This is a genomic window from Paraburkholderia translucens (genome assembly GCF_020881035.1).
In the GTDB taxonomy this organism is placed as follows: Bacteria; Pseudomonadota; Gammaproteobacteria; order Burkholderiales; family Burkholderiaceae; genus Paraburkholderia; species Paraburkholderia translucens.
Map to the genome: position 1 here is coordinate 66,589 of NZ_JAJITC010000006.1, position 14,061 is coordinate 80,649.

General features: G+C 60.7%; 12 protein-coding genes. 4 read left to right on the forward strand and 8 right to left on the reverse strand.

Annotated elements, in window-relative coordinates; all coding sequences use genetic code 11:
• Positions 1–19: 19 nt before the first annotated feature.
• The 3 genes from LJ655_RS12655 to LJ655_RS12665 form a co-directional block, all read right to left on the reverse strand.
• The gene (locus tag LJ655_RS12655; protein ID WP_230561589.1) at positions 20–1,204 is read right to left on the reverse strand and encodes a thiolase family protein; all 1,185 of its coding nucleotides are present in this window, start codon (positions 1,202–1,204) and stop codon (positions 20–22) included.
• A 155-nt stretch (positions 1,205–1,359) separates the two neighbouring features.
• On the reverse strand, positions 1,360–1,809 hold the full coding sequence (locus LJ655_RS12660; protein ID WP_230561590.1) for an SDR family oxidoreductase: 450 nt from the start codon (positions 1,807–1,809) through the stop codon (positions 1,360–1,362).
• 221 nt (positions 1,810–2,030) lie between these two features.
• Positions 2,031–3,005, reverse strand: coding sequence for a GlxA family transcriptional regulator (locus LJ655_RS12665; RefSeq protein ID WP_230561905.1), 975 nt, complete (start codon positions 3,003–3,005; stop codon positions 2,031–2,033).
• A gap of 39 nt (positions 3,006–3,044) precedes the next feature.
• Here LJ655_RS12665 and LJ655_RS12670 point away from each other — a divergent pair, with 39 nt between their 5' ends.
• The 4 genes from LJ655_RS12670 to LJ655_RS12685 all read left to right on the forward strand — a co-directional run bounded on the left by LJ655_RS12670 (position 3,045) and on the right by LJ655_RS12685 (position 7,226).
• The gene (locus LJ655_RS12670; RefSeq protein WP_230561591.1) at positions 3,045–4,856 is read left to right on the forward strand and encodes an FAD-dependent oxidoreductase; all 1,812 of its coding nucleotides are present in this window, start codon (positions 3,045–3,047) and stop codon (positions 4,854–4,856) included.
• Positions 4,857–5,557: 701 nt separating this feature from the next.
• The gene (locus LJ655_RS12675) at positions 5,558–5,737 is read left to right on the forward strand and encodes a hypothetical protein (RefSeq protein WP_230561906.1); all 180 of its coding nucleotides are present in this window, start codon (positions 5,558–5,560) and stop codon (positions 5,735–5,737) included.
• A 366-nt stretch (positions 5,738–6,103) separates the two neighbouring features.
• Positions 6,104–6,487 carry a restriction endonuclease fold toxin 5 domain-containing protein gene (locus LJ655_RS12680; RefSeq protein ID WP_230561592.1) on the forward strand — a complete coding sequence of 128 codons (384 nt, stop codon included), beginning with the start codon at positions 6,104–6,106 and terminating at the stop codon, positions 6,485–6,487.
• A 7-nt stretch (positions 6,488–6,494) separates the two neighbouring features.
• Complete coding sequence (locus LJ655_RS12685) at positions 6,495–7,226, forward strand: immunity 52 family protein (RefSeq protein ID WP_230561593.1); 732 nt, start codon at positions 6,495–6,497, stop codon at positions 7,224–7,226.
• A gap of 294 nt (positions 7,227–7,520) precedes the next feature.
• Here LJ655_RS12685 and ilvD read toward each other — a convergent pair whose 3' ends face one another.
• The 5 genes from ilvD to LJ655_RS12710 form a co-directional block, all read right to left on the reverse strand.
• Entirely contained in the window at positions 7,521–9,383 is a 1,863-nt protein-coding gene (gene ilvD, locus LJ655_RS12690; RefSeq protein WP_230561594.1) for a dihydroxy-acid dehydratase, read from the reverse strand.
• A 275-nt stretch (positions 9,384–9,658) separates the two neighbouring features.
• Positions 9,659–10,804 (reverse strand): branched-chain amino acid ABC transporter substrate-binding protein, encoded by a 1,146-nt coding sequence (locus LJ655_RS12695; protein WP_230561595.1) that lies wholly within the window; start codon positions 10,802–10,804, stop codon positions 9,659–9,661.
• A gap of 305 nt (positions 10,805–11,109) precedes the next feature.
• Positions 11,110–11,535, reverse strand: a complete 426-nt coding sequence (locus LJ655_RS12700) for an NUDIX hydrolase (RefSeq protein ID WP_230561596.1) — start codon at positions 11,533–11,535, stop codon at positions 11,110–11,112.
• A 129-nt stretch (positions 11,536–11,664) separates the two neighbouring features.
• Positions 11,665–12,645 carry a substrate-binding domain-containing protein gene (locus LJ655_RS12705; protein WP_230561597.1) on the reverse strand — a complete coding sequence of 327 codons (981 nt, stop codon included), beginning with the start codon at positions 12,643–12,645 and terminating at the stop codon, positions 11,665–11,667.
• Positions 12,642–14,009, reverse strand: a complete 1,368-nt coding sequence (locus tag LJ655_RS12710) for a leucine-rich repeat-containing protein kinase family protein (RefSeq protein WP_230561907.1) — start codon at positions 14,007–14,009, stop codon at positions 12,642–12,644. Before LJ655_RS12710 ends, LJ655_RS12705 begins: the two co-directional genes overlap by 4 nt.
• Positions 14,010–14,061 lie beyond the last annotated feature (52 nt).

Below are 14,061 nucleotides of genomic sequence, written 5' to 3' on the forward strand. Positions count from 1 at the left end.
GCCACGCGCGGAAAAGCCCTCACACTTTCTCGAGCACCAGCGCGATTCCCTGGCCGCCGCCGATGCAAAGAGTCACGACGCCGCGGCGCAGCCCATCGCGCTGCATCGACCACGCCAGGCGCGTGGTAAGAATCGCACCGGTCGCGCCGATCGGATGGCCGTGCGCGATCGCGCCGCCCTCGACGTTCACGATGTCCTCGGGGATGCCCAGTTCCTTCATCACCGCGAGCGGCACCGCCGCAAACGCTTCGTTGATCTCGAAGCGGTCCACGTCGCCAAGCGACAAGCCCGCCCGCTGCAACGCAAGCTGAACGGCTGGCACAGGACCGAGACCGAAGAGGCCCGGCTCGACCGCCGCCACGCCCCACGACACGAGCTTCACCATGGGCGCGAGCCCGCGGGCTTCGGCGAAGCCGCGCTCGGCCACCAGCATGGCGCTCGCCGCGCTGTTCAGGCCTGGCGCATTGCCCGCCGTGATGGTGCCATCGGGGCGAAACGCTGGGCGCAGCCTGGCAAGCCCTTCCAGCGTCGTGTCCGGCCTCGGAGCTTCATCGGTGACGACGCGCTCCACGCCCTTCTTGCCCTTCACCTCGACCGCCACGATCTCCTCCTTGAAACGCCCCGCCGCCTGCGCGGCGGCGAAGCGCTGCTGGGAACGCACCGCCCAGTCATCCTGCTCGGCTCGCGTGAGCGCGGCCTGCGTCACCAGGTCTTCGGTATGCCAGCCCGAATGCTGGGCGGAAAACGCATCAACGAGACCATCGCGCAGCATGCTGTCGTGGATTTCGGCGTTTCCCATGCGATAGCCCCAGCGTCCGCCGTCCAGCAGATAAGGCGCCCGGTCCATGTTCTCCATGCCGCCCGCGAGCGCGACGTCGGTGAGACCTAGCATCACTTCCTGGGCCGCACTGGCAATAGCCTGCGCACCCGAGCCGCATACGCGGTTGAGCGTCAGCGCCGGCACCGTCACCGGCACGCCGCCACCAAGCTCCGCCTGGCGAGCCGGGTTCATCTTGTTACCCGCCTGGATCACATTGCCGAGCACCACGGAGCCGAGCAGCGCGGGATCGAGGGTTGCGCGCGCCAATGTTTCGCGCACCACGACTGCGCCAAGCTCGGTGGCAGGGACATCCTTGAATGCGCCATTGAAGCCGCCAATCGCCGTACGCACCGGCTGGCACAAGACAATCTCACGTGTATTCATCGTCACTTTTCCTATTTAGGAAATACAGATCAAGAGTCCCGAGTGCACCGTGTCAGATCCAATGGGACGCGAACTCCCGGCGCGGCATATGAGGAGCGGCGCGACGGGCGCCAGCGCAGTGATGCGTGCCGGCCGCGCCCTGCGACTACGTTCGACTACAGCGGTCCCGGGCAAGCCGCGGGCGAACGAACGTGAATGGCACAGCTCGGCCCGATAAAATCAATGAACGCATTGGCCTGCACGACCGAAAGCAGCGGATAGCCTTTATCGTTCATGACATTGACCACGAGGACGATACTCGCGTCCTCATCGATCTTCGCCTTGACGGCAGCCACGTCCGCCTCGGAACTGCGGTCCGCCACGACAACCTCCATGGCCCGCCGGTAGCGCGTCGTCAATTGTTCGGCCATGGCGTTGAGCAATGGCCGAATCTCGTCGATCAAGATGAGGTCATAGCCGTTTTTCGCCAGATACTCCGCATAGGCTGAACCTATGGTTGAAAGCGCCCTGCTGACAACAGCGGTTCCGGGGGTAGGCGGCATAGCTGTATGAATACTCGACAGTGCGTTGTATCGTGCCCCTATCATCCACGCGGTCAGCGCCATTCTGCAACGACATATACGATCAGGTTTTCAGACACGACGCACGGTGACTGCCTGGCGTTACAGCAAAAAGTTTTTTTTCATCACATCAATTGTTTCCGGAATCGCTTCCGGTTACGCCACTTGAGCGCTCCGGTTCTTTCAGGACACGCGTCGAGCATCGATGATCTGCTTCGGCGAGCAAACGATTCCGTCCGTCGCCAACCTATCGCCACGGCGTCCTTTCATTGAGCTATATCGATGGACTGGGGCGTTCTATTGCTACGAGCCTCCCTTCGCAGCGACTGAGGGGCTATGCCGTATGCGCGGACAAATACTTCACGCAGATGACGCCCGTCGCGGAATCCCGTTTCCCGAGCGATCGTTTCGAGAGGATGGCGGCCTCGCTCTATCATGTTTCGCGCCGTTTCCAGGCGAAGCCGTTCGATCGCCTTGGCCGGGGATTCCCCGGTTTCCGAGAGGAATATGCGGCCGAACTGACGAGTACTTAAATGTGCGGCCTTCGCCAGATCGTCGACGCGCAGGGTTTTTGATAGGTTCACACGAGCATATTCGAGCGCCACCTGAATCCGCTCCGACTTTGGCGCGAGTGCGAGCATTTCCGAGTGCTGGGACTGGCCGCCCGATCGACGATGGTGCATGACGAGCGCACGGGCAACCGAGGTGGCGAACTCGCCGCCGTGGTCCTTTTCCACCATGCCGAGCGCGAGATCCATCGCAGCGGTCAGCCCTGCCGAAGTCCATATCCGGCCATCAACGATAAAGATGCGGTCCGGCTCGACACGCGCCTTGGGCCAGCGCTGCTGCATCGCCGCCGCGAACGCCCAATGCGTCGTTACGCGCCGTCCGTCAAGCAGGCCCGCCTCGGCAAGCACAAAACCGCCTGTGCAAAGTCCCGCGGTGCGACGCGAACGGGCCGACGCTTCGTTGACAAATCGGAGTTCTTCCGGAGCCGTGGTTTGACCGATTGGATTGACTATTCCGCTGATCATCCATGTGTCCGCCGCGGCGCCAGAATCGGCCGCCAGGGTGTTGACGGACACGCCAAGCGATGCCCGAATTGCGCCGCCCTCGAGCGAATAGTTGGTGACGCTGTAGAGCTGCTCGCGCGCCACCACGTTGGCAATCTCGAAGACGGTCTGCGTCCCGATGGCCATGACCTGGAAGCCATCAGTCAAAAAATAGCCGATTCGATGCATCATTCTCACCGCATTTCATGACCGAAAACCTGATTATAAATGTCGTTGAAAAATGCCGTGATCAAAGTGGATCATAGCCACTCGTCGGTTGTTCTTGATGCACTGTTCGATGGTATTGGAATCCGTTGCCACTACCAACGGCGTTGCGCAAGCGAAACGCCGCCTCGATACCGCACTCTCTCTATTACCAGGAACACGATGCAATCCCCGCTCGATTCCGGCCGCCGCGAACAGATATATCCTGAACTCCCCGACGAGGACATAACCCGCATCGCACGCTTCGGCGAGATGCGTCATTGGCAAGATGGATCGTCAATCTTCAAGATCGGGGATCCTGGCTTCGGGCTGTATGTCGTGCTCGCTGGGGCGATACGGGTGACCCGTCGCGATGCATTGGGCCGCACGACTATGCTCAACGAGCAGGGAGCGGGACAATTTGTCGGGGAAGCCGGGCAAATTTCAGGGCAACGGTGCCTCGTAGATGGATTTGCCATTGGCGAGGTCCGCGCCATCCATATTCGACCGGAGCAACTACGCGCGTTGTTGATTGCCGAAGCAGAATTAGGTGAACGCATCATGCGGTCACTGATTCTCAGGCGCGTCGGCCTCATCGAGAGAGGAAGTGGGATTGTGCTCGTGACGGACTCACAAACCACCAGATTAAACGCTCTGCAAGCCTTTCTTTCTCGCAACAATATTCCGCATACTGTGGTCAATGCAGAGGCGGGCGGCGAATTATCCGAGTACCTGAAGAAATACCCGCCCGATGCATCGGACTACCCAGTTGTGCTTAGCCCCGACGGCATTGTCCTTCACGCGCCAACCGAATCACAGTTGGCTGAGGCGCTGGGGTGGTTGCCCGTGTTTGATTCCGATGAGGTTTTCGATGTCGCTGTGGTCGGCGCAGGCCCCGCCGGCTTGGCGACGGCCGTCTATGCGGCCTCCGAAGGCCTCCGGGTCATGGTCCTGGACCATCAGGCACCTGGTGGCCAGGCGGGTGCCAGTGCCCGAATCGAGAACTTCTTTGGATTCCCCACAGGCATTTCCGGACATGCGCTGACCGCTCGGGCATTTGTGCAGGCTCATAAATTCGGAGCCCGCACCGCAATTCCGATGGAGGTGACTTCCCTGGATTGTGCATCGACCCCCTTCCGGCTGCAGTTAGGCAACCAGAAGGAAATCCACGCGCGCGCAGTGGTAATCGCGTCAGGTGCGGCATACCGCAGACCCAATGTCGAAGGACTCGCGGGTTTCGAAGGGCGAGGCGCGTATTACTGGGCGTCTGCCGTCGAAGCGAAAATGTGCACCGGAAAAGACGTCTTTCTCGTCGGTGCTGGCAATTCAGCCGGTCAGGCCGCGGTCTATCTGGCATCTTTCGCACGGCGAGTGAGCATGATCGTGAGAGGGCCCAGCCTGAAAGCCACCATGTCTCAGTACCTTGTCGAACGCATTGCATCGCTGAAGAACATCGAGGTTCACTGCAACAGCCAGGTGACCGCGCTCAACGGATCGAATCACCTCGAGTCCGTGAACATTGTTCAGAACTCGCAGCATCGTACGTGCGCGACGGAGCACCTTTTTCTTTTTATCGGCGCGGTTCCAAATACCTCCTGGCTGAACGGGTGCGGCGTAGCGGTAGGTTCGAGTGGCTTTGTCCTTACCGGCACGGCGGCTTCTGCGCACTCGGCGGAGCAAGAAACCAGCGTTAGTGGTGTCTTCTGCGCGGGAGACGTTCGCCAAGGTTCCGCCAAACGAGTTGCCGCCGCAGTGGGCGACGGCGCATCAGTGGTTGCTCAAATCCACCAATATTTGGAGCGAGTGAAGCCGTCTCGAACGGCGAGGATAAGTTAGTTGTCGACGGCGCATTCGAGCGTCGGACACTTCTCGATGCGGATAAAGGGACATTCCAGATTTCCGGCACGTCGGGCGGTACAGCCATATCCATGACCGATGTGGGAGCGGGTACGCATACGATTGCCAACCCGCGGTGGCGCAAGTCGGATCACAACCCGGCCGACGCTGCGCAAGGCGTGAACGCAAAGCCGACGGCCATAGAAGAAGCCCAGACCTGCGTCGATACCTGACGGCGAAGGCGGCGCAATGCCGCTTTTTTGTTGAGCCGCAATATCAAAAAAACGCGATTGAAAATGAGATGTCTGGAATTATCGTGAATATTTGTCAAATCGGCTCTATCCCGAATTAAAACTGTTGACCACAGCCCGTTTAGATGGTCAATTTGTCGGGCATTTTTCACAGATCGGAATACGTCGAATGAAACAACAAGCACAGGAAGGCACCTGAGAGCTTATGACGGACGAGGAAGAATGTCTGTGCTGCGGCATAACCTATTCAATATATTCCAGGTTCCCGCCAATGCCATCCGCAAAAGCACTGAACGTCGAAACCGGTGAATGGTTTCGTTTGACCGGCTTCGGTCGTATTCAACCGGGTACCGAATGGCCGAGGCCTTGGGTTACGCAAGGGCCCGCAAAACGGGCGATCATGTCGTGCCAGAGTGGTGGACACAGTATTTTGGTGTGGCGCCGGATGTGGTGGTAACCAAGGGGGAGCCGCTTCGTGATCGGACTGGACAGGGCCGCAGCCCGGCACGACGAACCGGCGTGTGGGGACTTGACAGCGAAAAGACAGTGCGTAGTGAGCGCTTGGAGCCGCATTTGCGCTACCTGATACAGCGCTTGGCACTGCCCCGGGGGGATTTGAAAGAGCGCTGAAAGCGTGGGCGCGAAGATGCGGTTCTGTTACTGGGTCAATGAGTCGGGAGATCGAGTCCCTGATATTTCACTTTCCTGCGAAAAGGCCTTAACGCGTAGAAAACAACACGAAATGAAGGAGCAAGATTGATGGGTATTCCCTTACCAGCCACGTTAGCTGCAGCAGTCAATGCCCTGACACAGACCGTCCCCATGCCTCTTCCTTTGCCTCGCCCCGGAGCTACTTCGGGTCCGATGGATGGCACGGGGCCGGGCGTGGGTGCTGATAGCGGATTGGGCTCGCTACCGCGTGACCGCTCCCGTGAGCGTGAAAGAGCGTGCAAGTGCCCGCCAGAAAAGGGCGAGAAAGTGAGACGCAATCACAGCATGAACCCGGAGCCGCGACGCTATCAGGCCCGCATTACTGGATTCGAATATGGAATAACCACGGATGGACACGGCCGTGAGACCAGCCAGGGCTGGAATATGGAGTGGGAATGGTTTGCCACGGAATTTGACGGATTCCAGCACTCGCAGTGCCTCTTGCAGGAGGCGAAGGGAAACTACGATCAGTTTATAAAGGACGACGGCGAAGTGTTGCGCTTCTTCGCGGGTTTCGATTCGATGCAAGATCAGATAAAGACGCAGGGGGCGATTGTGCGCGCCAATCCTCCCGCGAGGTTAATGTGGTACTTTCAAACGCCGAAGACCCGCGCTTACATGCTGCGAACTCTCGCAGCCAACGGTGTTTCTTCTACCTATCAACCGTGAGTCGGCCATGAATCTGTTTTCGCAGCATCGAGACCCTGACAACATTCCCTCCAGAGCATTTTTCTTCCATTTTGAACGTCTTCGGCCAGTTATCGAATTGCTGGTGCGGAAAGACCGGTTGCTTGAAAACTGGTATCTCAAAGGAGACAATCTTGAGGAGGCGCTAAAGTATCGAGCTTACGAAGACGATCGTCCGACAAAGGATGCAGTGAATGAAGTCGCTGATCGCTATAAGGGCAAAGGTGAAAATGCGCCGAAGACTATCGGTATTTGGAATGGCATCCAATCAGATGACAGCGGGGCAGCATTTTCGATTTCAATTGATGGTGACAGGCTTTTGCCCCAATCTTTTGAACTAGCTATCGATGAAAAAAACCACGTGTCATCTCGGCTCGGTGGATTCCGATCCGTTGCCGAAGTCGTTGGTAAGATCGCAGAAATTTACGATCCCTTCTATGTGACGTTCGGCCCTCGAAAGTATTTCGAAAAGCAGGTATTCGACGATCGTCCCGGCGTAAGCTGGATGCTCTACCTGCCGCACGTTCTCACGCCGACCCAGGTTCCTGAAGCACGGGCACTGATTCCCGTTATGCGCGATGGCAAGCAGCAAGGCACGATCATCGTCAGCGTGACGGATGAAGTGTTCGACGTGAACAACCGCGCGCACGTGAAGGTCGCGAATGATATCGAAATTCGCCTTGCGGACCAGGACCTGTTGCCGCGATTCATTGATCTTTAATCACGCAGAGTCAGCCGTTGGATACAAAGCAGACCCGCAGCCGAAGCGAGCCTTGCCGAACGGACTTCATTCTTGGCATGAGGTGTGAATTCCTCGATGAGTGTTTGAAGCATGTCGCGCAGTGAGCGCACGTATGGGAAAGCGCTAGTTATGCCCATACCCCGCGATGAATCAGATTCTTAAGGAAGTCTGAAGAGAATTGTCTGGCAGGCAGCAGCACATGTGACAAGAACTGTAGCGTCAGTCCCGGTCCCACTCGCATCACCGCGAATGGGACCAGCGCACTGATCCGCTTTACTTGCGCTTCAATTGCGAAATATCGCGCACCGCGCCGCGATCGGCCGAAGTCGCGAGCGCCGCGTATGCCTGCAATGCCTGCGACACCACACGCTCGCGATTCGCCGGCTGCCACGCGGCGTCGCCGCGCGCTTCCATCGCCGCGCGACGGCGTGCGAGCTCTTCATCCGAGACCGCAAGATGCATCTTGCGCTGCGGAATGTCGATCTCGATCACGTCGCCGTCTTCGACCAGACCGATCGTGCCGCCTTCGGCCGCTTCCGGCGACGCATGGCCGATCACGAGACCCGACGAGCCGCCCGAGAAGCGGCCATCGGTAAACAGAGCGCAGCTCTTGCCAAGCCCCTTCGACTTCAGATACGAAGTCGGGTACAGCATTTCCTGCATACCCGGACCGCCCTTCGGACCTTCATAGCGGATCACCACGACATCACCCGGTACGACCTTGTCGCCGAGAATTGCGTCAACGGCGTCGTCCTGGCTTTCGAACACGCGCGCGCGGCCCGAGAAGATCCACTGCGATTCGTCGACACCCGCGGTCTTCACGATACAACCTTTCTCCGCGAGGTTGCCGTACAGCACGGCGAGGCCGCCGTCCTTCGAGTAGGCGTTCGCCTTGCTGCGGATACAGCCGCTCTTGCGGTCCGTGTCGAGCGTCGCGAAGGTCGCTTCCTGGCTGAACGCGACCGTGGTCGGAATGCCGCCCGGCGCCGCGCGGAAGAACTTCTGCGCTTGCTCGCCCGCGCCGCCGGCGATGTCCCACTTCGCGATCGCATTGCCGAGCGTGCCGCTATGCACGTTGCCGCACGACAGGTCGAGCAGCTCCGCGCGAGCGAGCTCGCCGAGAATACCGATGATGCCGCCCGCGCGATGCACGTCCTCGATGTGGTACTTGTCGGTCATGGGCGCGGCCTTGCACAGGCACGGCACCTTGCGCGAAATCCGGTCGATGTCCGACATCGTGAAATCGACGCCCGCCTCCTGCGCGGCGGCCAGCAAGTGCAGCACGGTGTTGGTCGAGCCGCCCATCGCGACGTCGAGCGTCATCGCGTTTTCGAACGCCTGCTTCGTGGCGATGTTGCGCGGCAGGACCGAGGCGTCCTCTTCCTGGTAGTAACGGCGGCACAGGTCGACGATCAGGCTGCCGGCCTGTTCGAACAGGCCCTTGCGCCATGCGTGCGTCGCGACGATCGTGCCGTTGCCCGGCAGCGCGAGGCCGATCGCCTCGGTCAGGCAGTTCATCGAGTTCGCGGTGAACATGCCCGAGCACGATCCACAGGTCGGGCACGCGCTGCGCTCGACTTCCGCAACTTCGGCGTCGCTGATCTTCGGATCGGCGGCCTTGATCATCGCGTCGATCAGGTCGACCTTCGCGATCACCTGGCCGCCGGTCGGTGCCTTGACCTTGCCCGCTTCCATCGGACCGCCCGACACGAACACGACCGGAATGTTCAGGCGCATCGCGGCCATCAGCATGCCGGGGGTGATCTTGTCGCAGTTGGAGATGCAGACCATCGCGTCCGCGCAGTGCGCGTTGACCATGTACTCGACCGAGTCGGCGATCAGTTCGCGCGACGGCAGCGAATACAGCATGCCGCCGTGGCCCATCGCGATGCCATCGTCGACGGCGATCGTGTTGAATTCCTTCGCCACGCCGCCGGCCGCTTCGATCTGCTTCGCGACCAGCGCGCCCAGGTCGCGCAGATGCACATGGCCCGGTACGAATTGCGTGAACGAGTTCACGACCGCGATGATCGGCTTGCCGAAATCGTCGTCCTTCATGCCGGTCGCGCGCCACAGCGCGCGGGCGCCGGCCATGTTGCGGCCATGAGTCGAAGTGCGTGAGCGATAGTGGGGCATCTGTATCCTCAGGAATTGCTGTTATCGGTATTGATGAGCGCCCGCGCGGGCGTGGGAATCACATGAGCGCGCGGACCTGGCGCTGGGAACGAATAGTGCAAGAACGCGAGTAAGACGTCCAATATATTTTTTTGGCACTATTAGGTCGAAAAATATATTAATCCGCGCCGCGCGCCAATGATCGGGAAGGCGTTCGTGACGAACCGCCGTTCGACAAAAGGGCCGATGAAGCAATGCTTCATCGGCCCTTCGTGTCTTTACCGCCTCTGCCGCTCTTACATCTTCACGATGTCGAGCAGCGTCTTCTTGCCGTCCTTGTAGTCGTACAGCGAGATCACGCCGTGCTGAAGGTCACCCTTCGCGTCGAACGTCGTTTCGCCGGTCACGCCCTTGTAGTCGGTGCCCGACACCTTCGCGAGAACCTTCGCCGGGTCGGTCGAGTTCGCGCGCTTCATCGCGTCGACGACGATATACACCGCGTCGTACGTGAACGGTGCATCGAATTCGATCGGATGGCCGAAGCGCTTCGCGTACTTCGCCGCGAATTCCGCGCCGCCGTTCATTCGCTCGACCGCCATGCCGGCTTGCGAGCACACCACGTTGCCCGCCGCCGGACCGGCGAGGTCCGGGAGGCTTTCGGTGCACACGCCATCGCCCGACAGCAACTTCGCGCGCAGGCCCAGTTGACGCGCCTGCTTCGCGAGCGGACCACCGGTCGCGTCCATGCCGCCGTACATGATCGCGTCGGGATTCTCGCCCTTGATCTTCGTCAGAATCGCGCGGAAGTCGACGGCCTTGTCGTTGGTCGCGTCGTGCGACACGACTTTCAGGCCGAGCGACTTCGCGGTCTTTTCGAATTCGTTCGCGAGGCCTTGGCCGTAGGCGGTCGAATCGTCGACCACGGCCACGGTCTTCACGTTCAGGTTCTTCGCGGCGAAGGTGGCGAGCGCCGGGCCTTGCTGCGCATCGGTCGCGACGACGCGGTAGGTCGTCTTGAAGCCCTGCAGCGTGTATGCCGGATTTGTCGACGACGGCGAGATCTGCACGATGCCCGCGTCGCTATAGATCTTCGACGCCGGAATCGACGCGCCCGAGTTCAGGTGGCCCACCACCGCGACGACCTTGTCATCGACGAGCTTCTGCGCGACCTGGGTCGCCTGGCGCGGGTCGCCCGCGTCGTCCTGCGCGTCGAGCGCCAGTGTGATCTTCTGACCGTTGATCGTCAGACCCTTGGCGTTGATTTCCTCGATGGCGAGGCGCGCGCCGTTTTCATTGTCCTTGCCGAGGTGGGCGGAGCCGCCCGTCAACGGACCCACGTGGCCGATCTTGACGACCTGATCGGCGTTCGCCGTGCCGGCGAAGCCTGCGAATGCGACGACTGCCGCGCTAACCGGCAGCAGTTTGTGAAGCTTGAACGACATACAACACATCTCCTCTTACTTACCTTGCCAACCAGATGGTTGGGGATTGCTGATACCGCTGAGACATTGCCATTCATCCATTCAGGATGATTTGAAACGGCGCCAATCCGGCATTGCGCCGGGTCCGCCGCTTTTTGGTGCAGAACGATAACGCAAAACCAGCGCAAGGGACAGATTTCCGCGCAACCGGGATCGGCGCCGCGGGTTTCGCGCCACCGTTTCATCGCTCTATTGTTCTGGCGTTCTCGCCGAATGCGCAAAGCGGAACGAGTGGCGGTTCAACGCTTGCGGTCCTGGGCCTGCGCTTAGCCAGGCTTGAAATCGGCCAGCATCACGCCCTCCCGCATATGCGCGAGGGCGGCCGCCACATAATCGACGATCGGTGCCGGTGGATGGTCCGGCTTCGCCCACACGAAGCCCGAGCACTTATGCGGCTCCATGTTCGCGAGTTCGCCTTGCCATGAGCGGCAGGCGAGAAAGAAACTGATACGGTTCGTATCCGAATCGCGCCGCATCACGAGCTTGAATTCGAGCGCGCCGGGCGCAATCGTCACGCCCGCTTCTTCTTTCGATTCGCGAATCGCGCACTGTTCGATCGATTCGCCCGGTTCGAGATGACCGGCAATCAACGCGTACTGGCCGTCCTTGAAACCCGTATTCGCTCGCTGGATGAAAAGGCACTCGCCCTGCCCGTTTAGAAACAGCACGTTCACGTCGACGACGCTTTGCATTCGGCTCATTTGAGTGGGGGCAAACCGACGGACTCTGTGCGATGCGCGGTCAGCCCAGCGGTTCGTTGTAAATGAATTCCGGCAGACCGGACATGATGCCACGGCAGAAAACGATCCCCGCGCGCCGCCTCACCGCTTCGGGGCCGTCACCAGTTGCAGCGGCGTTTCGATGAGCGGCGACAAGTCGCGCTGCTTGCGCCGCTCGGTCACGGCTTTCAACGCGAAGTCGATGCCGAATACCGCTTGCCGGTCAGCGAACTGGTTCATGGTGGCAAGCACACGGCCATCGGCGAGCAGCGGCTTGATTGCATCGATCGCGTCGTAGCCGGTGACGTAGACGCCGCCTTCACGGCCCGCGTCGCGAATTGCGTCGACCGCGCCCATCGCCATATTGTCGTTACCGCATAGCAGCGCGCGAAGCTGCGGATGGTCGGCGAGCATCTTCGCGGCCACGTCGCGGCCCTTGCCATACTCCCAGTTGCCCGGCTCGACCGCGACGACCTCGATGCTGGCGGCCTCCATCGCGTCGCGGCTGCCGGCCGTGCGCTGTTGCGCATTGCGGGTCACCGAAATGCCCTCGATGATGCCGACCTGATCGCCGGGCTTCAGCCACTTCGCCAGATAATCGCCGACCTGCTTTGCGCCACTGCGATTGTTCGGTCCGACGAAAGGCACCGAAATGCGGGCGGCCGCTTGCGCCTTGTCGTCGAGCGGGTTGTCGATCGTAATCGTGATGATGCCGGCTTTGATCGCGCGCGCGACCACCGGAATCAGCGCCTTCGAGTCGGTCGGCGCGAGCACGATCGCGTTCATCTTGGCCTTGATCATCTCTTCGACCATGCGGATCTGCGCGCCGGTGTCGGTCTGTTTGACCGTGCCGCGAATCGTCAGATTGAATTGTGTCGAGAAGTGATCCTGGTAATTGCGCGCGGCGTTGACCATCGCGACCGAGAACGGGTCCGGCAACGATTTCAGCACCAGCGCGATCTTCGGCTTCGCGCCGGGCGGCACTTCGGCACGGGCGTCGCTGGCGAACCGCGCGATGTCGATGAGACTTGTTGCGGCCAGCGCACCGGCGAGCAGCACGCGGCGGCGCAAGTTCTGCGTCATGGTTCGACTCCTTCGCGGGCGTGCCGATCGAACGACGCGACGCTGGCGGCAATTTCGTCGAAGAGCGGCCGGCTGTCGATGTCTTCGCTCAGACAACGCGTCTTCAATGCGCTCAGTTGCGCGGCGATCACCGGTTCCGTATCGAGCCCATCGAACGCATTGCAGCGCTCGAGCAACTCTTCCAGCAGACAGCCATACGCTCTCACCTCGAGCCGCTGCAATGCGATACCGAGCGCACGATCGCCTGCGTCATAAAACGATGCCGCGCCGAAATCGCCGAGCAGCGCGTGCCCCGCGCCGCCGTGCAGGATATTGTGGGCGTAGAGATCGCCATGCATCACGCCACGCCGATGCAGATGACTCGCGACGTTCGCGATGCCGCTCGCGATCCCCAGCACCGTCGCCAGGTCGAAGCTTGTGTCATCGCGATAGATATCGCGTGTGCACGATGCGAGGCTCGGCGGACCGGCTAGATTGGCGAAGCGCGGATCGATCAATCCCATCACAAGGCCGTGCGTGTCCGACGGATGTCCGATCACATTGCCGAGCACGGGGATCAGGTTCGCATGCTCGCCGCCGCGAATGGAAGCCGCCATTTCGCAGTCGGGCAAACCGTCGCTCGTCACCGCGCCCTTGAACAGCTTGACGGCGACCGCACGCGGGGCGGGCTCGTTTTCCATCTGCAGCGTCGCGCGATAGATCACGCCCGATGCGCCCTCGCCCAATGGTTGTTCGAGCCGCAACGCCTGCCAGCGGATGCCGCTGATCGGCGTATCACTGAACGCCGCCTGTTCGAGCGCCGCGTTGAACGGATTGCCCGCATACGCGAGCCACGCAAGCCTCGGCAGACGCAGCAGCCAGCGCGGCAACGCGCCGAAACGATTCGCCGCGAGCCGTAGCAATTCGAGCCGCTTGCATGCAGCCATCTCCTCAGGCAACGCGCGCAGCCGGTTGCCGGCGAGCATTAGTTTCTGCAGTCGCGTGCAACGGCCAATCTCCGCCGGCAAACGCTCGATGTCGTTGTCGGTCAGGATCAGCCAACGCAGTTGCGGCGGCAGCGCGCCCCCCGGCACCTCGCGGATGCGATTCCCCTTGAAGCCGACCATGCTCAGTTGCTCGCATTCGCCGAGTACGGCGGGCAGTTCGGTGAACGGGTTGCCGGACGCGAACAGAATGCGCAATTTGCGCAGGCGTGGCAGATCGTCGGGCAGCGTCGTCAGTGCATTGTTCGACAGGTCGAGCACTTCGAGCGTGTCGGCGAGATCGAAAATCTCGCGCGGAAATTCGCTCAGGCCGCACGCGAGCTTGAGTTCGCGCGCACCCGCCAAATGCCCGGCCCGCAGTTGTTCTAAAGTCGTGGTCACAGTCGTGGGAAGGTAGATCGGGTTGCGCATACGGCGCGTCGTCCCGAAGCTA

Bases quoted from the DNA above. Each gene is read 5' to 3' on its own strand.
- LJ655_RS12655 (WP_230561589.1), bottom strand. From the start codon at position 1,204: ATGAATACACGTGAGATTGTCTTGTGCCAGCCGGTGCGTACGGCGATT.
- LJ655_RS12660 (WP_230561590.1), bottom strand. From the start codon at position 1,809: ATGGCGCTGACCGCGTGGATGATAGGGGCACGATACAACGCACTGTCG.
- LJ655_RS12665 (WP_230561905.1), bottom strand. From the start codon at position 3,005: ATGCATCGAATCGGCTATTTTTTGACTGATGGCTTCCAGGTCATGGCC.
- LJ655_RS12670 (WP_230561591.1), top strand. From the start codon at position 3,045: ATGTCGTTGAAAAATGCCGTGATCAAAGTGGATCATAGCCACTCGTCG.
- LJ655_RS12680 (WP_230561592.1), top strand. From the start codon at position 6,104: ATGAACCCGGAGCCGCGACGCTATCAGGCCCGCATTACTGGATTCGAA.
- LJ655_RS12685 (WP_230561593.1), top strand. From the start codon at position 6,495: ATGAATCTGTTTTCGCAGCATCGAGACCCTGACAACATTCCCTCCAGA.
- ilvD (WP_230561594.1), bottom strand. From the start codon at position 9,383: ATGCCCCACTATCGCTCACGCACTTCGACTCATGGCCGCAACATGGCC.
- LJ655_RS12695 (WP_230561595.1), bottom strand. From the start codon at position 10,804: ATGTCGTTCAAGCTTCACAAACTGCTGCCGGTTAGCGCGGCAGTCGTC.
- LJ655_RS12700 (WP_230561596.1), bottom strand. From the start codon at position 11,535: ATGCAAAGCGTCGTCGACGTGAACGTGCTGTTTCTAAACGGGCAGGGC.
- LJ655_RS12705 (WP_230561597.1), bottom strand. From the start codon at position 12,645: ATGACGCAGAACTTGCGCCGCCGCGTGCTGCTCGCCGGTGCGCTGGCC.